Consider the following 18327-nt stretch of genomic DNA (forward strand, 5'->3'; position numbering starts at 1 on the left):
ACAGCTACCTATATACTCAGGATACTCAGGCGTATCGATATACCCCGCTGAAATCAGCAGCGGGTAAAAACTGATAACAAGACTCTCAAAACACCGTCACTACCCTCAAGCTGGAGAACGTTTTACACCATGGCAGGCCTCCCACACACGCCCCAGACCGCCACCCTGACTGAGTGCCTCAAAAAGCGCATCCTGATGCTGGATGGTGCCATGGGTACCATGCTACAGAATGCTAAGCTCAGCGAAGGAGACTTTCGCGGCGAGCGCTTTACCGACTGGCCGAGCGACCTCAAGGGCAATAACGACCTGCTGGTGCTGACGCAGCCCGAACTCGTGGCTCGCATTCATCGCGACTACCTGGAAGCCGGCGCGGATATTGTCGAGACCAACACGTTCAACAGTACACGGTTGTCACAGTCAGATTACGGCATGGAAGACCTGGTGCCTGAAATCAACCGCGAGGCCGCCAGACTGGCCCGACAGGCGTGTGATGAGGTGGCAGAAGCCACCGGTATTATGCGCTTTGTGGCCGGCGTACTGGGGCCAACTTCGCGCACCTGCTCGCTGTCGCCGGACGTCAACGACCCATCCAAACGCAACGTGACCTTCGATGCTCTGCGCGAGAACTACTATGAAGCCGCTGAGGCGCTGATCGAGGGTGGCAGCGACCTGATCATGCTCGAGACAATCTTCGATACGCTCAACGCCAAGGCGGCAATTTACGCCCTGGAAGAGCTGTTTGAGGATCGTGGCGAGCGTTTGCCGGTGATGATCTCCGGCACCATTACCGACGCCTCGGGCCGCACCCTGTCCGGCCAGACCACTGAAGCCTTCTGGAACTCCGTGCGCCACGCCCAGCCGCTAACTGTTGGCCTGAACTGCGCACTGGGCGCGGCCGAGCTGCGCCCCTATCTTCAAGAGTTGTCCGCCAAAGCCGATACCTTTGTGTCAGCGCACCCTAACGCCGGTCTACCCAATGAGTTTGGCGAATACGACCAAACCGCCGAGGAAATGGCGGAGATCGTCGCTGAGTTTGCCAGCAGCGGGCTGGTCAACATCATTGGCGGCTGCTGTGGCTCAACGCCTGAACACATCGCCGCCATCAGGCAGGCAATTGACGGGATGGCACCGCGCCAGGTGCCACACATCGAAGCCGCCTGCCGTCTGTCCGGGCTTGAGCCGTTCAACATCACAGCCGATTCGCTGTTCGTCAACGTCGGTGAGCGCACCAACGTCACCGGCTCGGCGCGCTTCAAGCGACTGATCAAGGAAGACGACTTCACCACCGCTTTGGAAGTCGCACTGGAACAGGTAGAGAACGGCGCTCAGGTTATCGATATCAACATGGACGAGGGCATGCTCGAGTCTCAGGAAGCCATGGTGCGCTTCCTCAACCTGATCGCTGGCGAGCCTGACATTTCTCGAGTGCCAATCATGGTCGACTCCTCCAAGTGGGAGATCCTTGAAGCCGGCCTCAAATGCATCCAGGGCAAGGCCATCGTCAACTCCATCTCGCTAAAGGAAGGCGAAGAGGACTTTCGTAAACAGGCCGCCATCTGTCGCCGTCATGGCGCGGCCGTGGTCGTCATGGCGTTTGACGAGACCGGCCAAGCTGACACCTTTGCTCGCAAGACCGAAATCAGCGAGCGGGCCTATCGCCTGCTGGTCGATGAGATCGGCTTCCCCGCCGAAGACATCATCTTCGACCCCAACATCTTCGCGATCGCTACCGGTATCGAGGAGCACAACAACTACGCCGTAGACTTCATCCAGGCGACCGAGTGGATCCGCGAGAACTTACCCCACGCCATGGTTTCCGGCGGCGTCTCTAACGTGTCCTTCTCGTTTCGCGGCAACAACACGGTGCGCGAGGCGATTCACTCAGTATTCCTCTACCACGCGATCCGCGTTGGTCTCTCGATGGGCATCGTCAACGCCGGCCAGCTGGGCGTCTACGACGATCTGGACGCCGAGCTGCGTGAGGCCGTGGAAGACGTGGTGCTCAACCGCCGTGAGGACGCCACCGAGCGGTTGCTGGATCTGGCCGAGAAGTACAAGGGCGACAGCGGTGGCACGGAGAAAAAAGAAGACCTGGAGTGGCGCAGCTGGAACGTTGGGAAGCGCATTGAACATGCGCTGGTTAAAGGCGTAACGGCGTTCATCATTGAGGACACCGAAGAAGCCCGCCAACAGTTTCCACGTCCTATCGAGGTCATCGAAGGACCGTTGATGGATGGCATGAACGTGGTCGGCGACCTGTTCGGCGCAGGCAAGATGTTCCTGCCCCAGGTGGTCAAGTCGGCCCGCGTCATGAAGCAGGCGGTGGGCCACCTACTGCCCTACATCGAAGCGGAAAAGGATGAAACCACCCAGGCCAAAGGCAAGATTGTCATGGCCACCGTTAAGGGCGATGTACACGACATCGGCAAGAACATTGTCGGTGTGGTACTGCAGTGTAATAACTATGATGTCGTCGATCTGGGCGTGATGGTGCCTGCAGCGAAAATCCTGCAGACCGCCATCGATGAAAAAGCCGACATCATCGGCCTTTCAGGACTGATCACCCCTTCGCTAGACGAAATGGTCAGCGTCGCCAAGGAAATGCAGCGCCAAGGCTTTGAGTTACCACTGCTGATTGGTGGTGCGACCACCTCAAAAGCGCATACCGCGGTCAAGGTCGCACCCGGCTACGAACATCCGGTGATTTATGTTTCCGATGCCTCACGTGCGGTCGGTGTGGCATCCAGGCTGCTGTCGCCGGAACTCAAACCGGAGTACACCGCCGAGATACGCGCCGAATACGAGAAGGTCCGCGAGCGTAACGCCAAGCGTCGCCCTAAGGCCGCAGACCTCAGCTACGCCGAGGCCCGACAGCACAAACCGGATATCGCTTGGGACGACTACACGCCGCCCCGTCCAACCATGACCGGCCTGATGAGCTTTGACGGCTATGACCTCAATGAGGTACTCGAAACCCTCGACTGGACGCCGTTCTTCATCAGCTGGCAACTCACCGGCAAATACCCGAAAATCCTCGACGACGCTAAGGTCGGCGAAGCCGCACGCAACCTGTTTGATGATGCTCAGGTCATGCTGCGCAAGCTGATCGACGAGAAGCTGGTGCATGCCCGCGGTGTTATCGGCCTGTGGCCCGCCAATTGTGTCGATGACGATGTTATCGAAGTGTATGCCGATGAGTCGCGCACCGAAGTCGTCGAACGCCTTCACCATATTCGCCAGCAGACCACCAAGAACCGTGACGGCACCTGTTATAGCCTGGCCGACTTTGTGGCCCCAAAGGACAGCGGAAAGCCGGACTGGATCGGCGGTTTCGCGGTCACCACCGGCCACGGCGTCGAGGCGCTGGCCGAACAGTACAAAGCCGCCGGTGACGACTACAACGCTATCCTGGTGCAGTCGCTCACCGACCGCTTGGCTGAAGCCTTCGCCGAGCGGCTACATCAGCGTGTGCGCAAGGAGTTCTGGGGCTATGTGCCGGAAGAAAGCCTGGATAACGACGCACTGATCGCCGAAAAATACCAGGGTATTCGCCCTGCTCCCGGTTATCCAGCCTGCCCGGATCATACCGAAAAAGCCACGCTGTTCCGCATGCTCGACGCCACGGCCAACGCAGGACTTGAACTGACTGAAAACTTCGCCATGTGGCCAGCAGCAGCGGTGGCGGGCTGGTATTTTGCCCATCCACAGTCCAAGTATTTTGCCACCGGCAAGATCACCCGCGATCAGGTCGAGTCGCTGGCCAATCGCAAGGGCAGAACGATGGATGACATGGAGCGCTGGCTCGCCCCAGTACTGTCCTACGACCCCGACTGATGCTCGCGAGGGATCAGGGCCTGTTGGTATATCAATCAACCCGAATAACTGTTAGGTAGAGGAGTAGCGCATGGCGCCCAAAGAATCGATCCTCCATCGGCTAGACAGCGACTTGGTATGGAGCGGGTTCAAAGCACTGCTGCCTCTCTCACTATTTGTGACGGTGTTCGGTATCGCCTTTGGCCTTGCCGCAAGCCAGGGCGGACTTAGTGACACCGCCACCGTGCTCATGAGTACCCTGGTATTTGCCGGTGCCTCACAGTTCGCCGCACTGGAACTATGGGGACCGGAGGTTCCGCTCTTCACACTACTGGTCACTGTCTTCGCCATCAACGCCCGCCACCTGCTGATGGGTGCCACGCTTTATCCTTGGCTGGAGCCCCTCTCGCCGGCTAGGCGCTACGCCATCATGCTGGTCGCCTCTGACGCCAATTGGGCCATGGCCACACAGGCCTTCGCTCGCGGCCGACCGGGGCTTGGACTACTACTGGGTGGTGGTATCGCGCTGTGGAGCTTCTGGGTTCTTGGCACCTGGCTTGGCCTGCGCGTTGGTGGTGCCGTAAGCGACCCCGCCAGCCTGGGGCTTGACATGGTGATGGGCTGCTTTCTGCTCGCCATGGTGCTCAGCGGCGAAAAGAATCTGCGTATGCTGATGATCTGGACGGTAGCCGCAGGCGCCTCGCTGCTGGCCTTTTATTTCCTACCAGAAAACAGTCACGTGGTGGTAGGTGCTATCGCCGGTGGTCTGGCTGGTCTGCTCTGGGGGAAGCGCAACCTTGAGTATTGAGACGGCAGGCCTGGGGACGCTGGCCATCATCCTGGCCATGGCGCTAGTCACTCTTGTGACGCGCTGGGGCGGTGTATTCGTCATGTCCTTCGTGCCCATCGGTTACCGGGTCAGGCAGTTTATCCACGCCATGTCTGGCTCGGTGCTGGTGGCACTACTAGCACCTCTGGCGGTGACTGGTGATAACGGTGCTCGTCTGGCCCTGCTGACCACTACCGTTATCATGCTGACGGTAAAGAAGCCGCTGCTAGCTATCACAGGAGGCATACTGGTAGCCGCGTTGTTTCGCCATTTCTGGCCGATGATGGTTTAGCGACATCAGCAAAGGACTCGTCATCGGCGTTTCACGACTGCTACCCCATCTGCTTATTTCCAAACAATCTCAACAGATAGCTATATATTCTTTTTAAGAATATGCATCGAAGCGCTATGGTAGCGGACAGTCAAGCCACTTCCCTTTTTCAGGAACGCGCTGAATGTACCGCTACGATAACCATGACCAGATTCTGGTCGATGAACGTGTCGCCCAGTTCCGCGACCAGATGCGCCGCTATCTCGAAGGCAAGATCAGCGAGGCGGAGTTTCTGCCACTGCGTGTGCAGAATGGGCTCTATATCCAACGTTATGCGCCGATGCTGCGTATCGCTATTCCCTACGGCATGCTGGCGTCCTACCAGTTGCGCAAACTCGGTGAGATAGCCGCCCGCTATGACCGCGGCTATGGTCATTTCACCACGCGTACCAACCTGCAGCTGAACTGGCCCAAGCTGGAAGACGTCCCGGATATCCTTGCCGAACTGGCCAGTGTGCAGATGCATGCCATCCAGACCAGCGGCAACGACATCCGCAATACCACCACGGACCAGTTCTCCGGCATTGCTGCCGATGAGAACGTCGACCCACGCCCCTGGTGCGAGCTGATTCGCCAGTGGTCAACTTTTCACCCGGAGTTCGCTTACCTGCCGCGCAAGTTCAAGATTGCTGTGACCGGTGCCGATCAGGACCGAGCTGCGATCCTGGTGCATGATGTGGGCCTTAGGCTGTGGCGTGACGATAAAGGCGAAGTGCGTGTGACGGTGTTGGCTGGCGGTGGCCTGGGCCGGACACCGATGATTGCCGATGTGATCTGCGAGGATCTGCCCTGGCAGCACCTGCTGACCTACCTGGAAGCGCTGGTGCGGGTGTATAACCAGTTCGGCCGCCGCGACAACAAATTCAAGGCGCGTATCAAGATTCTGGTTAAGGCATTGGGTGTTGACGAGTTCCGTCGTCGAGTCGAGCAGGAGTGGGCACACCTTAAAGACGGCCCCCAGACGCTGACCCCGGATGCCGTCACTGCTGTGGCCAGCCACTTTGTTGATCCTGAGCGGCGCGAGATCCCCGCCGAGGCCATCGCCGCCTATGAACAAATGCGCGTGGAGAACCGTGCCTTTTCGCGTTTCGTGACCAACAACATTACTGACCACAAAACGCCCGGCTACAAGGCCATCACCCTGTCACTCAAACGGCGTGAACACTCGCCAGGCGATGTGACCTCAGAGCACATGGCAGCTATCGCTGATCTGGCCGATGAATACAGCTATGGCGAAATTCGTGTCACCCACGAACAGAACCTGGTGCTCACTGACGTAGCTGTCGATCGCATTGAGGAACTGTGGCACAAGCTGGATGCACTGGGCTTGGCCAACCCCACCGTGGGCACCCTGGCCGACCTGATCTGCTGCCCCGGCGGCGATTATTGCGCGCTGGCCAATGCCAAGTCGATCCCGGTGGCCCAGGCCATTCAGGAGCGTTTCGAGGACCTGGACTTCCTCTACGACCTGGGGCCGCTGGAACTTAATATCTCCGGTTGCATGAATGCCTGCGGCCATCACCACGTCGGCACCATCGGTATTCTTGGCGTTGACAAAAAAGGCGAAGAATACTACCAGATTTCACTGGGTGGCAGCCAAGGCAACGATGCGTCGCTGGGCAAGATTCTTGGCCCGTCTTTCTTCCGTGCCGATGTGCCTGAGGTCATCGACAAGGTCCTGCACGTCTATGTCGGCAACCGTCAGCCAGATGAAACCTTTCTCGACACTTATCGCCGTCTTGGTATCAAGCCCTTCAAGGAGCATGTCTATGCCTGATCAGATTGCACAACATCATAGCGAGCGTCCGCTGATCCTGCGCGGCCGCCACCTTGACGACCGCTGGAGTCTATGGCGCGGCAATGACGCCGAGGGTGAGCCATCCTTTGAGCTTAAAGACCACAAAGCCGCCGCACCGGAAGGTCGTCTGATCGCGCCCCTCGAGCAATGGCAGGCCTCGGCCAAGGGCGCGGATCTTGCCCCATGGCTCGCCAGTGATGTCGAGCTGACCGCTGAACTTGCCGCGGAGCTTGCCAGCGCGCCACTGATCGCCATCGACTTTCCGGTATTTACTGACGGTCGTGGCTACAGCACCGCCCGGCTGCTGCGCGAGCGCTATGGGTATCAGGGGGAAATTCGCGCGGTGGGCGATGTGCTGATCGACCAGCTGTTTTACCTGTCGCGCTGCGGTTTTGATGCGTTTTCGCTGCGCGAAGATCAGGTCGTTGAAGACGCCCTGCGTGCGCTGAAAACTTTCAGCCGCAGCTATCAACCGGGCGTGGACAGCACCGAGCCACTGTTTCGCCGCCGTCTGCGCGAGGCTGGAGAGCGCCAACCCCAGAGCCGGCACTATGCGACAAGGCGGCAGGAAGCTGCGCTGGCTTAAGCTTCCGTATAGCCGCGGCCATATTAAAGAAGCGCAGAGCCCTCAGCCCCTGCGCTTCTGCTGACGCTCGCGATTGGCACTCTTCGCCCGCTCGGACTTTCTCAGCATCACCCAGGTAGCACCCAGGCCACCGTCGGCGTTGCCCGCCGACGCAAATGCCTGCACTTCGTCGAACGCTACCAACCATTTGGCCAAGTACGAGCGCAGGATATTGGCCGGGCTGTCCTGCTCACGGCCCCGCCCGTGCACGATCAGCACCGAACGCAGATCATGGGCATGGGCGTCACGGATAAACATCGGCAACTCGCGGCGACACATTTCCAGTGGCCGACGCAACAGATGCAGGCTGGCCTGGACCGGATATCCGCCATGACGCAGTCGATCCATCACCCCCTGTTGGATGCCCTCACGACGAAACGCCAGCGGATCAAAGGGATGCACCAGTTCGACAAAATCGTCCGACAAGAAATCGCTCTCGCCCAGTCTCTGAACCGCACTCTTACGGCGGGCCAGCTGCGCTTCACTGGGTGAACTTCGCATCGGCTCAGTGTCCGCGCGATTGGTTCCATGCGAAAGCGGGCGTACATCATCCATCAACGCTTGGAAGTCCACATCATCGCGCTTTGGCAGATTCATGGTGATACCTCGGCTTGAGTGACAGGATGACTTATCCTAGCATCACGGCTGACGATGATTAATCCCCTGCCTGTGGAGCCAAATGCGCGTCCGACATCTTTTTCTCGCCAGTCTGCTTGGCGGCTTTGGCCTGTTGTTCTGGTTATGGCTTACGCTGCTGAGCCCCTGGACGTACCAGCGCCCTGCTGATTTGCCAACGCTACCTGACGGCCCGCAGCAGGTATTCGTTTACGGCACCCTCACCTATGCTCCGGTGCGCTGGCTGGTGTATGGCCGCACAGGCAGTCCGACGATCGCGCAGCTAGACGGCTTTGAGCGCCAAGGGTTGGACTTGAACCCCACTGAGAACGCCCGAACAGAGGGCCTGATACTTGAGGTCAGCAGCAACGAACTGATGCGGCTGGATCGCTACGAGCGGCTCGGCGTTCGCTATGAGCGCACCTGGGTACGACTGGCAGATGGCCAGCAGGTCTGGGTCTATCGGCGGCTGGCACAGTAACGCGCAATCGCTCGTCAAGTTGAGACGGCGTTCCCCCGCGCCTACAATACCAGCCAGTTTGCATCGCCCCCCCGGGATGAACCTGTTATGGGGCGGCCCCATTGTAAGGACGCTCTTCATGCTGACACTGCTGCATAACCCTCGCTGTTCCAAATCCCGCCAGGCGCTGGCGCTGCTTGAAGAAGCCGGTATCAAGATGGAAGTGCGACGCTACCTGGATGATCCGCTCGATGAGAGCGAACTGCGCCAACTGATCGCCCGACTGCCGGATGGCATCCAGGGGCTAGTCCGCACGGGCGAAAGTGAATGGAAAGCTCTGGGGGCTGATCCCAGCGACATTGACGCTGTTGTTCAGGCCATTGTTGCGCATCCACGCATTCTTGAGCGCCCCGTCGCCGACTCCGGTGAACGTGCTGTCATCGGCCGCCCGCCTGAACGGGTTCTCGAGTTGGTCGATTAACCTTTTACCTAATGGCGTCAATTTCATGACCGAACTTCGCTCTAACCTTCCTTATGTACTGGTGCTTTATTACTCACGCCACGGCGCAACCCGCGCCATGGCGGAACAGATCGCTGCTGGCATCGAGTCACAGCAGGGTATCCAGGCTCGTCTGCGCACAGTGCCAGCAGTGTCTGCCACTTGTGAGGCCGTAGAGCCCGATATCCCGGCGCAAGGGGCGATCTATGCCAGTCTGGACGACTTGCGTCACTGCGCCGGACTGGTAATTGGGAGCCCTACCCGCTTTGGTAACATGGCGGCCCCCATGAAGTATTTTCTGGACGGCACCAGTGAACTATGGCTTGGCGGCGCACTGATCGACAAGCCAGCCAGCGCCTTCACGTCTACCTCCAGCCTGCATGGCGGCCAGGAAACCACGCTGATTTCCATGCTGCTACCGCTGCTGCATCACGGCATGGTCTATGCTGGCATTCCTTACAGTGAAATGGCACTACTACACACCACTCGCGGCGGCACCCCTTATGGGGCCAGTCATGTTGCCGGTACTGCCAGCGACCAGCCTCTGGATAAACATGAGCGTCAGCTCTGCCATGCCCAGGGCAGCCGCATTGCCCGTCTCGCGCTGGCGCTTCACGCTACAAGGGAGTCCTGATGCGCGCCTGGATGGATGACTTCGAGAACCGCAAAGGGTTGGACACCTTGACCCACCAGTCCCGGATACTGGTTATTGCCAGCTTCATCCTGCTGCTACTGTTGTCGGCCTACCGTGGGCTGATGGTGGAAAGCTCCGGCGGCCCGATGACACCGCTGCTGGTATTCGTGCTGCCGCTGCTGCTGTTCTCTCCGGCTATTATTGCCAAACGCCCCCGGGGACATGCTTGGCTGGCCTTCGTCAGCCTGCTGTATTTCACCATGGGAGTCATGGTCGCTACTCTGCCCGACAGGACGCTGCAGGGCGCACTGGAAATGCTGGCATCACTTGCCCTGTTTACAGGTTCCATGGGCTACGCGCGCTTTCGTAGCCGTCAGCTACGGCGTGATAGCTGAGTTGGTTTGAGTGAACTTTGGGATAATGAGCGGTGTCCATTACGCTTGCGGCTGCTAGGATAGGCACGCGTTGCATTTTTGCTGAATGACTGGCTGTCAGTAACACTCAGCGAATGGGCAAGTCCAAGACAAGGAGATCGTGATGAAAGCAATGTTCAAGATGTGCACCCTGGGTGCGGCAGCCCTGCTGCTCTCGGCCAATGTGCAAGCCACAGAAGAAAATGATAAAGCCATCGAGTATCGCCAGGATGTTCTGGGCGTCATGGCCTGGCAAATGGGTCCACTGGGTGCCATGGCCAAGGGTGATGTGGATTACGACGCAGAAGAGTTCCAGCTGCGCGCCAACAACCTCGCAGCACTTGCTGACATGCCCTGGGAAGGTTTTGTTGAAGGCTCTTTCCGTGGCGGTGACCACAGCGTCGATAACGATGCCCTTGCCAAGATCTCCGACAACATGGACGACTTCATGAGCAAGAGCAACGACCTGGTCGTTGAAACAACCACGTTGGCTGAACTGTCTGGCGGTGATGACTTCAGCGCCATGCGCAGGCAAGTAGGCAAAGTAGGTCAGAGCTGCAAGAGCTGCCACGACGAGTACCGCGGCGACTGATACTGCTCAGCAGGGTCTTTAATCAGTAAACTCGTATCAGGCAGTGAGTTGACCGCCTATAGGCGTACGAAGTTTTCCGCGATGTTCGATAAAAGACCTGACAATAAAGGCGGCCAGTGGCCGCCTTTATTAATGTGTGATTGCAGCACCTCAATGCCGTCGGCTTACACTCAGCTCCACCTCACCAAAGCCATGCAACAACGCCCACGGCAAAGGCGATAAGCGGCAAAGCAGCCCAAAGATTGATGTGTCGCTTTATCTCATGGCCGTGCTGTTCATCAGCAGCTGCTGGAAGGTGCTTATAGCCAGTGAACATCGCCCCGACCAGCTTCTCTCCCTTGAGGCTGTGTACCAACAGTGCCAACAGGTGCAAGCCAATCAGCACCAGCAGCAGATTGCTGTTCCAGGTATGAATCTTGCGCATCACACTACTGATATCACTTGAAACGTAAGAATACAGCGGTGCATTGAAGAAGATATCGTCAGTGAGAAAAAGCCCGCTGCCCACCTGTAGGCTCAGGGAAAGCAGCAGCGCCAGAACCGCCAGGCCACCCAGCGGATTATGCCCTGCATAGGCAGCGCCCTGCCCGCTCAGCAGGCCGCGTAGATAACGAAAGGTATTGGCCGGTGAATAAATGAAGTTACTGAAGCGGGCATGATGGGTACCTGTTAGCCCCCAGACCCAGCGGAATACCAGCAAGCCAAGCGCGATATAGCCAGCTTTGGCATGTATTTCAACCGGGAAGTCGAACGGGGCTCCTTCGGTCTTCATGGTGTAGTAAGACACTACAACGGCAGCAACAAGCAACCAATGGAAAAACCTGACGGGAAGATCCCACACCTTGATTTTCTGCATACTTCCCCCCTCTCTGGATGTCCTGTAAATGTGGCAGAAACCCTTAGCAAGCCAACAATATTCGCTGCCATTTGTTTATAATACCGCACTATACCTGAAGCAGAGTGCGGAGACTTCACATGCATGACCAACGCCGCTGGCAGGAGCCTTTTCGCGCTTCACTGCCAGTGATGTTCGGCTATCTGCCCCTGGGGGCAGCGTTTGGCATTCTTGCCGTCGAAATCGGTGTTCCCGTGTGGGCTGCGGTACTCATGTCACTGGTGATTTATGCCGGCGCCGGCCAGTTTCTGGCCGTGGCGCTACTGGGCGCCGGTGCCGGTCTGATAGAAGTCGCAGTGGCCACCTTAATGCTCAACTCACGCCACCTTTTCTATGGTCTCTCATTGCTCAAACGCTTCAAAGGGTCTGGGTGGCGTAAGCCCTACCTCATCTTTGCGCTCACCGATGAAACCTACTCGCTGCTGACCAGCCAGCCGAACCAGAGCCATGATCAGGCATTCCGGATCAGTCTGCTCAACCAGCTGTGGTGGATACTCGGCAGCCTGATTGGCGCTGCAGCCAGCGCCAACATTGAGTTTGACAGTCGCGGCATCGAGTTTGCCCTGACCGCACTGTTCATTGTGCTGACGCTCGAGCAGGCGCGCCGTCTGCGCCGCTGGCTGCCTTTTGGTATTGCCTTACTATGCGGCATGCTGGCGCTGGTGGTGTTGCCCGACCGCCACATGCTGTTGGGCGCCATCGGCTCGGCCAGCCTGTTGTTGCTGGTGCACTATCGGATGACACGTGATGTCCTGGGAGCCCAAACATGAACCTCGCCAACCTACTGGTCTTTATTGCGGTGTGCGCTGTGGCGACCTTCGCCACCCGTGTCATTCCGTTCATGGCGCTGGCAAAACAAGCAGACCATCCGCTGATTCTTCACCTTGGTCGCTACCTGCCACCGGCAGTCATGATGATCCTAGTTATTTATGCGCTGCGCGAGTTCCGCCCGATGCTGGACAGCCAGCTTAACACCAGCGGTACCGGCTGGCCGATGATCATCGCTTCCGTGATCGTTGCCGTACTGCACCTGTGGCGGCGCAACGCTTTACTCTCGATCATCGGTGGAACAGGCACTTATATGGCCATGGTGCAGCTGGGCTAGCCTCAGGCCAGGCACAAAATGCTGCTGGAATGACCATGGGGTGTTGAGCTTGACGCCACAAATCGCCACCATGGGACATGAATCTTAGGAGAATCCCATGACACGCAATATCGCTGACATACGTCGCGACTACGAAGGTGGAAAGATGGATGAGTCCATCATGCCTGATGAGCCAATGCCGCTGTTTGACGAGTGGCTGGCTCTGGCGCTTGACAGTGAGGGGCTGGATGGCAATGCCATGACGCTCTCAACAGTCGACAGACAAGGCCACCCCCATGCACGAGTGGTACTACTCAAGGGCAGTGATGAGCAGGGGCTGTATTTTTACAGTAACTATCACAGCCACAAAGGCAGCGAGCTGGCGAATGTACCTCAGGCGGCGCTAACGTTCTGGTGGCCGTCACTGGATCGACAGGTGCGCATAGAAGGACGCGTCAACAAGATCAGCAAAAAAGAGTCTGACGCGTATTTTGCAAGCCGCCCCTGGGACAGCAAGCTAGGTGCCTGGGTGGCTACCCAGAGCGTAGTCATTCCCGATCGCGAATGGCTTGAAGAACGCGAACAGCGCTATCGTCAGGTCTATGCCGATCAGGAAATCCACCGCCCGGTACACTGGGGGGGATACCGGGTCGTGCCCAGCATGATCGAGTTCTGGCAAGGGCAGCTGAGCCGACTGCATGACCGTATTCGCTACGAATACCGCGACGGGGAATGGCACCACTTCCGCCTGGCCCCCTGAGACCCGGCACTGCGCCTTCCCAATTCTTCGCTCTCAGATAACGCTGACCGAGACAGATAGCTCGGCCAGCGTTATCTACAATCAGGCGGGCGTTTCTAGACGGTGGCGTTGCCAGTCGGTTTCCGGTTCGTTAAGCCGCAGTATCGCATCCACCACCTGCTCTTCCATGTTGTAGTGCTGGTTGAACCCCAGGTGCTTCATCAGTCCGCGCATCGGGTGATTATCGACCATGACTTTGCCAATCATTTCCAGTGTGCCTACGCTCTTGCAGTAGCGAATCATTTTCTTCATCAGCAGGCTGCCGATGCCCAGTCCCTGCAGGTTATCGCGGATGATGACCGAGAACTCAGTGCGGATGTTATCCGGATCATTCCAGACCCGCACGACACCTAGCATTTCCTTGTTACCGCTTTCATCCAAACGCTCGGCAATAAACGCCATCTGGCGATCGTAGTTGATCTGAGACAGCATCGAGAGATCGCGCTGGGTAAGGTCAGCCTTGTTGTGGAAGTAGCGAAAACGGATGCTCTCTTCAGAAAGCTGCGCGTGGAAACGCGACAGCAGAGGCGCATCCTCGGCCCGAATAGGCCGTACTTCTACCTCCCAGCCGTTCTTGAGCACTACGTTCTCACGCAGCTCCTCAGGGTACGGCATGATGGCAAAACGCGCCGGCGTACCAAGATCCATGGCGAAGTCCACCGCCAACATACCGTCACGATTGAGCAACAGGGGGTTAATCTCCAGGCCGCGCAACTCTGGCAAGTCGCTAGACATCTGTGACAATTTCACCAATACCTGATGAATCCTGCCAAGGTCGCGCTCCGGATCGCGAGAATGCTCACGAATCAGCTTTGCTGCGTGGGTACGCGACACCATGGCAGCCGCCAGAGTCAGGTTCAGCGGCGGCAATGCCACCTGGCGGTCGGCAAGGATATTCGCTTTGTAGCCACCAATACCAAAGACGATGACCGGCCCGAACACCGCATCCCGGGTAATACCCGCACATAGCTGCATGGAGTGCTTTCCACGTTGCATCTCTTGCAGGCAGTACTCGCGAATCTCAATCTCGGGAAACTTCTCGGCCATGCGCGCTTCCAAGCGCTGCTGAGCCTCTGCCACATCATCGGGCGTACTCAAGTCCTGCAATAATCCGGCCGATAGCTTGTGCGGGTGTTTACGGTAATAAAAAGGTCGGCAGTTGTTTTCATGCACCACCTTGATGGCTAGCTCACCGGGCATCGTTTCAGCAGCACGCCGGGCTTCTTCTCCGGTTTTCACATGATGACTTTCCGCCACGGGGATACCGTACGCTCCGAGCACCTGGGCCACCTCGGAGTGCCAAAGCGTCTCACGCTTCTGTCGTCGCGCTTCGGCGATCAACGCGTGGCATTGCTTGCGGATTTCAGGTGTGGTGCTGAATGGCAGACTGGGCGGCGTTTCCTGGAGCAGCGCTTGCACCCGGTGATAATTCACCATGTGCATGAAAGCCTTGATGGCTTTCTCGGGCGACATGTAAGTCGGTATGCCAGCCAAGTTGCTTTCGTGACGCGCAGACAGCGCTTCATCGAATCCCATCCAGCTGGTCAGCAGGTTACGCCGAAAGCGCTTGCGCGCAGCAATAATGGCCTGAGCCGTCGCTTTTGACGGCGCTAGACGAGTGGGTGCATGCACCACCAGCACCGCATCCACGTTAGGATCCGCCGCCACCCACTCAAGAGCCTCAACAAAACGCTCGGGTGTCGCCTGCCCGCCCAGATCTACCGGGTTCTCGCCCGGTTTGCTGATATCCACGTCATCACGGCGCAAGGCATCGCGTGTCTCAGGCGTAAAGCTGGCCAGCTTACCTCCCGCGCCAATCAGCTTATCGATGGCCAGCATCGCCGGCCCCAAACCATTGGAGACCACTGCCAGACGGTCACCGCGCATCGGCTTGACCCGCGACAGCGTTTCCAGTGCATCGAACAACTCATCTGAGTCATCAACCCGCACAACGCCTGCGCGCGCTAGGGCAGCCGCGTAAACTGTGTCCCGGCTGGGAATACCGGGCGTCGGTGCAATGCCACTGATGTCAGCTTCTGGAGTACGACCACTCTTGATGGCGACTACTAGGCGGTTTCTCGACGCGTCACGCAGCGACGTCATGAAATGCTGAGAATCATGGATATGTTCCAGATGCAGCAAGATGGCCTGGGTGGGTGAATATTGATTGATGTAGTCGATCAGGTCAGGCAGGCGCACATCGACGCTGTCGCCCAGGGTCAGAAGATGGGAAAAACCGATACCGCGCCCTGCCGCCCAGTCAATCATGGCATTGCCAAGCATGCCGGACTGGCCAAGATACGCCACTTTTCCCTTGCCAACCGTCTGGCTGATATAGGTAGCGTTGAGCTTGCTGCCGGGCACGATCAGCCCCATGCATTCAGGACCGAGCACACGGATACCTGACTGTAATGCTGCAGCTAGCATACGCTCGCGGATCGAACCTTGCTTGCCGCGCTTGTCGTTTAGCAATGCGCCTCCTGACAGCACCAGTGCTGCCTTAACGCCAAACGTGCCCAGCGCCTCGATGTCTTCAGGTACTGTTGCAATCGGTGAGCAGAGCACCGCAAGATCTGGCACTTCCTGAAGTTTCGATATCCGTGTGACGCAAGGTTCACCAAATACCGTGGAATATCCCTTAGGATTGACCGCCGTGATGGGGCCAGTAAAGCCGCCATGACGCAGGTTCTTCAAGACCAGGCCGCCCATAGAGTTGGGCCTTTCAGAGGCACCGACCACAGCGATACTGTGGGGTTGAAAGAAGTGATCCAGAAAGCGGGTGCTCATTACAGTCCTCCACGGATGTTCGAGTCTGCCTGATGCATTCGACTTAAGAACACTATTCTACAGGCCATTGCGACGCCTAAGGTGAGCTATATCGACGCGGAGCGCCAGCATGATCACCTCATACATTACACATCCCAGCAGTCAACACCATGACATGGGTCCAGACCACCCCGAAAGTCCCATGCGGCTTGACGCCATTCGCGCACGCCTCATGCTCTCCGGGATTTTACAGCAGACCATGCAGTCTGATGCCGTAGAGGTTAAGGACGAACAACTGGCCAGAGTACACCCAGTTCGCCATCTGAATTCGCTGGCTAAGTGCGTGCCCGAGTATGGCACCGTCGCCTTGGACAGCGAGACCATCATGACACCCGGCAGCCTTATTGCTGCCCGCTTTGCCGCTGGTGCCGCCTGCCGGGGTGTGGATCAGGTCTACCGCAACCAGGCCGATAACGTTTTTTGTGCGGTACGTCCTCCGGGCCACCACGCAGAGGCCGCAGAAGCCACCGGGTTCTGTTTTTACAATAATGTCGCCGTGGCTGCTGCTTACGCTCGTGCCCGCTATGGTGCCCAGCGCGTGGCCATTCTTGATTTCGATGTGCATCAGTGCAACGGCACCATCGATATCTTCAAGGACAACCCCAACGTTTTTGTGTGCAGTAGCTATCAGTATCCGTTTTACCCGTGGCGCTACCTGCGCACCGAGTCACACAATGTCATCAATACGCCCTTGTCAGCGGGCACAGACGGTCCGGCCTTCCGCAAAGCCATAGAAAGAGACTGGCTACCCGAGCTGCATTCATTTAAACCTGATCTCGTGCTGGTGTCAGCGGGCTTTGATGCCCACAGGGAAGATCACATGGGTGAGTTGTGCCTGGAGCATGAAGACTTCTATTGGGTAACCCAGATGGCGCTTGAGATCGCTTCGCTGTATGCCGATGGTCGCCTGGTGTCAGTACTTGAGGGAGGCTACAACCTGGATGTGATCGGCCATAGCGTAGAAGCGCATTTGCTGGCGTTGCTGGGCTTGCCTTTCGAGTCGGCCTGAAACACACAGACCCCAAGGCAGGCCTGAATATAGCCCCCAACGAAGCGGCGGCACCTGCGGAAAGCAGTCGTTTTTATGGTAGTCTGTGCCAACTGCTTTTGCCTAGTGACCGCCGCCATGAGTTCCAGCAACGATCAGGATGCCGCCCTTCAGATTGCCTCTGGGCGCAAAGCGTTTGTTGAGCCACTTCAGCTGGGCGCACGATTGCGAGAAATCCGTCTGGCCAACCAGTGGACCCTGGCCGACGCCAGTGAGCGAACTGGTCTGGCCCGCTCCACCCTGTCGAAAATAGAAAATGATCAGATCTCGCCCACCTTCACGGTAGTTCAAAAGCTGATTAACGGTCTAAACATTGACCTTCCCCAGCTGTTTACACCACCCAGGCAGCAATCCAACACCCTGGGGCGCCGCGACCTGACGCGCCATGGTCAAGGTCAGCCGCACCCTACCCCGACCTACGAACACGAGCTGATCAGCTGCGAACTCACACAGAAACGCATGATTCCGTTCAAGACGGTAGTTCGCGCACGCCGCATTGAAGACTTCAGTGAATGGGTGCGTCACGATGGGGAGGAGTTCCTGATGGTTCTGGAGGGCGACATCCAGATGTTTACCGAATTATATGAGCCACTGGCGATGACCAAGGGTGACAGCATCTATTTCGACAGCAGCATGGGCCATGCTCTGGTATCGACCAGCCCCCAGGATGCTGTGGTACTGTCGGTCTGTACTCGGGAAAGCGGCGCCAGACTGTAGACTTCCCCGTTCCCTCTCATACCAAGGAGTATTGAATGCTGCCCTTTGATGATGCCACGCGCACCGAGCTTGAAGCCGCTGCCTTCCGCCAGCTGCTGCGTCATCTTGATGAGCGCAAGGATGTTCAGAACATCGACCTGATGATTCTGGCTGATTTCTGCCGCAACTGCCTGTCAAAGTGGATGGTTGCCGCCGCTGAAGATAAAGCGCTGACATTGGACTATGAGACTGCCCGCGAATATGTCTATGGCATGCCCTATGACGAGTGGAAGTCGCTGTACCAGATCCCGGCAACGCCCGAACAGCAGGAAGCCTTTGCCGCCACACAGCGCAACAAGGAGGCAAGTGA

Annotated in this window: 19 protein-coding genes; 16 read left to right on the plus strand and 3 right to left on the minus strand. The window is 57.7% G+C overall.

What is annotated here, in order from left to right; genetic code table 11:
• Positions 1-129: 129 nt before the first annotated feature.
• From metH to ACTH3D_RS02670, 5 genes are all read left to right on the plus strand, one after another.
• Entirely contained in the window at positions 130-3834 is a 3705-nt protein-coding gene (gene metH, locus ACTH3D_RS02650) for a methionine synthase (protein WP_441664968.1), read from the plus strand.
• A gap of 70 nt (positions 3835-3904) precedes the next feature.
• Positions 3905-4621, plus strand: coding sequence for an AzlC family ABC transporter permease (locus ACTH3D_RS02655; RefSeq protein WP_441664970.1), 717 nt, complete (start codon positions 3905-3907; stop codon positions 4619-4621).
• Positions 4611-4934 carry an AzlD family protein gene (locus ACTH3D_RS02660; RefSeq protein WP_441664972.1) on the plus strand — a complete coding sequence of 108 codons (324 nt, stop codon included), beginning with the start codon at positions 4611-4613 and terminating at the stop codon, positions 4932-4934. Before ACTH3D_RS02655 ends, ACTH3D_RS02660 begins: the two co-directional genes overlap by 11 nt.
• A gap of 163 nt (positions 4935-5097) precedes the next feature.
• Positions 5098-6750: a nitrite/sulfite reductase gene (locus ACTH3D_RS02665; RefSeq protein ID WP_441664974.1), complete on the plus strand. Its 1653-nt coding sequence runs from the start codon at positions 5098-5100 to the stop codon at positions 6748-6750.
• Entirely contained in the window at positions 6743-7357 is a 615-nt protein-coding gene (locus ACTH3D_RS02670) for a DUF934 domain-containing protein (protein ID WP_441664976.1), read from the plus strand. Before ACTH3D_RS02665 ends, ACTH3D_RS02670 begins: the two co-directional genes overlap by 8 nt.
• Positions 7358-7399: 42 nt before the next feature.
• On the opposite strand, the gene smrA is transcribed toward ACTH3D_RS02670, so the two are convergent.
• A complete protein-coding gene (smrA, locus tag ACTH3D_RS02675) occupies positions 7400-7993 on the minus strand; it encodes a DNA endonuclease SmrA (protein WP_441664978.1) in 594 nt (197 codons plus the stop codon).
• An 82-nt stretch (positions 7994-8075) separates the two neighbouring features.
• On the opposite strand from smrA, the gene ACTH3D_RS02680 reads away from it, so the two are divergent.
• The 5 genes from ACTH3D_RS02680 (at position 8076) to ACTH3D_RS02700 (ending at position 10609) form a co-directional block, all read left to right on the plus strand.
• Entirely contained in the window at positions 8076-8492 is a 417-nt protein-coding gene (locus ACTH3D_RS02680; protein ID WP_441664980.1) for a gamma-glutamylcyclotransferase family protein, read from the plus strand.
• A gap of 118 nt (positions 8493-8610) precedes the next feature.
• The gene (gene arsC / locus ACTH3D_RS02685) at positions 8611-8952 is read left to right on the plus strand and encodes an arsenate reductase (glutaredoxin) (protein ID WP_441664982.1); all 342 of its coding nucleotides are present in this window, start codon (positions 8611-8613) and stop codon (positions 8950-8952) included.
• A gap of 25 nt (positions 8953-8977) precedes the next feature.
• Positions 8978-9604: an NAD(P)H:quinone oxidoreductase gene (gene wrbA, locus ACTH3D_RS02690; RefSeq protein ID WP_441664984.1), complete on the plus strand. Its 627-nt coding sequence runs from the start codon at positions 8978-8980 to the stop codon at positions 9602-9604.
• Positions 9604-9999, plus strand: a complete 396-nt coding sequence (locus ACTH3D_RS02695; RefSeq protein ID WP_441664986.1) for a DUF2069 domain-containing protein — start codon at positions 9604-9606, stop codon at positions 9997-9999. Before wrbA ends, ACTH3D_RS02695 begins: the two co-directional genes overlap by 1 nt.
• A 142-nt stretch (positions 10000-10141) precedes the next feature.
• Positions 10142-10609 carry a c-type cytochrome gene (locus tag ACTH3D_RS02700; protein ID WP_441664988.1) on the plus strand — a complete coding sequence of 156 codons (468 nt, stop codon included), beginning with the start codon at positions 10142-10144 and terminating at the stop codon, positions 10607-10609.
• 181 nt (positions 10610-10790) lie between these two features.
• Here the strand turns inward: ACTH3D_RS02700 and ACTH3D_RS02705 are convergent, their stop codons facing one another.
• The gene (locus tag ACTH3D_RS02705; protein WP_441664990.1) at positions 10791-11465 is read right to left on the minus strand and encodes a cytochrome b/b6 domain-containing protein; all 675 of its coding nucleotides are present in this window, start codon (positions 11463-11465) and stop codon (positions 10791-10793) included.
• Between the two features lie 119 nt (positions 11466-11584).
• On the opposite strand from ACTH3D_RS02705, the gene ACTH3D_RS02710 reads away from it, so the two are divergent.
• From ACTH3D_RS02710 to pdxH, 3 genes are all read left to right on the plus strand, one after another.
• Positions 11585-12274 (plus strand): AzlC family ABC transporter permease, encoded by a 690-nt coding sequence (locus tag ACTH3D_RS02710; RefSeq protein WP_441664992.1) that lies wholly within the window; start codon positions 11585-11587, stop codon positions 12272-12274.
• The gene (locus ACTH3D_RS02715; protein WP_441664994.1) at positions 12271-12609 is read left to right on the plus strand and encodes a branched-chain amino acid transporter permease; all 339 of its coding nucleotides are present in this window, start codon (positions 12271-12273) and stop codon (positions 12607-12609) included. Before ACTH3D_RS02710 ends, ACTH3D_RS02715 begins: the two co-directional genes overlap by 4 nt.
• A 97-nt stretch (positions 12610-12706) precedes the next feature.
• On the plus strand, positions 12707-13348 hold the full coding sequence (pdxH, locus tag ACTH3D_RS02720) for a pyridoxamine 5'-phosphate oxidase (protein WP_441664996.1): 642 nt from the start codon (positions 12707-12709) through the stop codon (positions 13346-13348).
• Positions 13349-13429: 81 nt separating this feature from the next.
• Here pdxH and ACTH3D_RS02725 read toward each other — a convergent pair whose 3' ends face one another.
• The gene (locus ACTH3D_RS02725) at positions 13430-16174 is read right to left on the minus strand and encodes a bifunctional acetate--CoA ligase family protein/GNAT family N-acetyltransferase (RefSeq protein WP_441664998.1); all 2745 of its coding nucleotides are present in this window, start codon (positions 16172-16174) and stop codon (positions 13430-13432) included.
• 109 nt (positions 16175-16283) lie between these two features.
• Between ACTH3D_RS02725 and ACTH3D_RS02730 the strand changes: the two genes are divergently transcribed.
• The 3 genes from ACTH3D_RS02730 to ACTH3D_RS02740 form a co-directional block, all read left to right on the plus strand.
• Positions 16284-17222, plus strand: a complete 939-nt coding sequence (locus ACTH3D_RS02730) for a histone deacetylase family protein (RefSeq protein WP_441665000.1) — start codon at positions 16284-16286, stop codon at positions 17220-17222.
• A gap of 117 nt (positions 17223-17339) precedes the next feature.
• Positions 17340-17978: a helix-turn-helix domain-containing protein gene (locus ACTH3D_RS02735; RefSeq protein ID WP_441665002.1), complete on the plus strand. Its 639-nt coding sequence runs from the start codon at positions 17340-17342 to the stop codon at positions 17976-17978.
• 35 nt (positions 17979-18013) lie between these two features.
• Positions 18014-18327: DUF1244 domain-containing protein (locus ACTH3D_RS02740; protein ID WP_441665004.1), on the plus strand; the 314-nt coding region annotated here is incomplete at its 3' end.

Source organism: Halomonas sp., assembly GCF_052095765.1.
Classification (GTDB): Bacteria; Pseudomonadota; Gammaproteobacteria; order Pseudomonadales; family Halomonadaceae; genus Halomonas.

Coding starts and splice junctions, on each gene's coding strand:
- metH (WP_441664968.1), top strand. CDS start 130: ATGGCAGGCCTCCCACACACGCCCCAGACCGCCACCCTGACTGAGTGC.
- ACTH3D_RS02655 (WP_441664970.1), top strand. CDS start 3,905: ATGGCGCCCAAAGAATCGATCCTCCATCGGCTAGACAGCGACTTGGTA.
- ACTH3D_RS02665 (WP_441664974.1), top strand. CDS start 5,098: ATGTACCGCTACGATAACCATGACCAGATTCTGGTCGATGAACGTGTC.
- ACTH3D_RS02670 (WP_441664976.1), top strand. CDS start 6,743: ATGCCTGATCAGATTGCACAACATCATAGCGAGCGTCCGCTGATCCTG.
- smrA (WP_441664978.1), bottom strand. CDS start 7,993: ATGAATCTGCCAAAGCGCGATGATGTGGACTTCCAAGCGTTGATGGAT.
- ACTH3D_RS02680 (WP_441664980.1), top strand. CDS start 8,076: ATGCGCGTCCGACATCTTTTTCTCGCCAGTCTGCTTGGCGGCTTTGGC.
- arsC (WP_441664982.1), top strand. CDS start 8,611: ATGCTGACACTGCTGCATAACCCTCGCTGTTCCAAATCCCGCCAGGCG.
- wrbA (WP_441664984.1), top strand. CDS start 8,978: ATGACCGAACTTCGCTCTAACCTTCCTTATGTACTGGTGCTTTATTAC.
- ACTH3D_RS02695 (WP_441664986.1), top strand. CDS start 9,604: ATGCGCGCCTGGATGGATGACTTCGAGAACCGCAAAGGGTTGGACACC.
- ACTH3D_RS02700 (WP_441664988.1), top strand. CDS start 10,142: ATGAAAGCAATGTTCAAGATGTGCACCCTGGGTGCGGCAGCCCTGCTG.
- ACTH3D_RS02705 (WP_441664990.1), bottom strand. CDS start 11,465: ATGCAGAAAATCAAGGTGTGGGATCTTCCCGTCAGGTTTTTCCATTGG.
- ACTH3D_RS02710 (WP_441664992.1), top strand. CDS start 11,585: ATGCATGACCAACGCCGCTGGCAGGAGCCTTTTCGCGCTTCACTGCCA.
- ACTH3D_RS02715 (WP_441664994.1), top strand. CDS start 12,271: ATGAACCTCGCCAACCTACTGGTCTTTATTGCGGTGTGCGCTGTGGCG.
- pdxH (WP_441664996.1), top strand. CDS start 12,707: ATGACACGCAATATCGCTGACATACGTCGCGACTACGAAGGTGGAAAG.
- ACTH3D_RS02725 (WP_441664998.1), bottom strand. CDS start 16,174: ATGAGCACCCGCTTTCTGGATCACTTCTTTCAACCCCACAGTATCGCT.
- ACTH3D_RS02730 (WP_441665000.1), top strand. CDS start 16,284: ATGATCACCTCATACATTACACATCCCAGCAGTCAACACCATGACATG.
- ACTH3D_RS02735 (WP_441665002.1), top strand. CDS start 17,340: ATGAGTTCCAGCAACGATCAGGATGCCGCCCTTCAGATTGCCTCTGGG.